The organism is Pseudanabaena biceps PCC 7429, assembly GCF_000332215.1.
GTDB classification, from domain to species: domain Bacteria; phylum Cyanobacteriota; class Cyanobacteriia; order Pseudanabaenales; family Pseudanabaenaceae; genus Pseudanabaena; species Pseudanabaena biceps.
Map to the genome: position 1 here is coordinate 1 of NZ_ALWB01000431.1, position 681 is coordinate 681.

General features: G+C 37.6%; 1 protein-coding gene and 1 pseudogene. One reads left to right on the forward strand and one right to left on the reverse strand.

Annotation, left to right across the window (positions count from 1 at the left end; translation table 11 throughout):
* Positions 1-149: 149 nt before the first annotated feature.
* Positions 150-425: a hypothetical protein gene (locus PSE7429_RS22945; RefSeq protein WP_009629806.1), complete on the forward strand. Its 276-nt coding sequence runs from the start codon at positions 150-152 to the stop codon at positions 423-425.
* 100 nt (positions 426-525) lie between these two features.
* Here PSE7429_RS22945 and PSE7429_RS27475 read toward each other — a convergent pair.
* A pseudogene (locus PSE7429_RS27475) lies at positions 526-681 on the reverse strand (NF041680 family putative transposase); the annotation flags it as partial.

Consider the following 681-nt stretch of genomic DNA (forward strand, 5'->3'; position numbering starts at 1 on the left):
TCTTTTGGGGTATTATTCAATAGAATTGCCGCCGCAGCTTTTAGATGTTCTTTCAGAACTTTGCTTTCTTCGGGTGTCATCTTTTTTAACCTTCATTTTTTATTCATTTTCTCATATGTCATCTATAAGTAGAAATACTCATTGCATTAGTGAGATGCTCCCTATTCGATCTTATTCAATTACCAGAAGGCAAAGAACAAATAAATAGGCATTACGTTGCCTTACAAGAAATTACTTGTAGGACTAGCGAATATCCCAATCTACCCTATCCAATCGCTGAAAAACCTAACCAAGCTCAATTAGAAAACTATCAATCTAGAATTGCTGAAGAAATTAAACGACACCTCAACAGCGATCGCTGGAACAATCTTAACTTCCTTAGTTTCATCTTAGAAAAGTATGGATCGTCAATAACTGGAGTTTAGACTAAGGTGATTGAGATAAGCAGAAAAAGAGCAGGAAAAAGTAACTCAGAGAATAAAGAACTGAGGAAATCTAAGAGAATGAAAACGAGAATATTGAGGGTTAGGAATTAAGGTTGTCTTTGTTGACCTTTTTTGGACGGGAAACCCGTTTTTTGATGATAGGAAAGCGAGGAAAAGGAGAACGCTTACGCCCAGATTTCCAACCAAGGGACTTACCACGAGGTTAGGAGAACAGGCTGGAGAACCAATCCTGAAC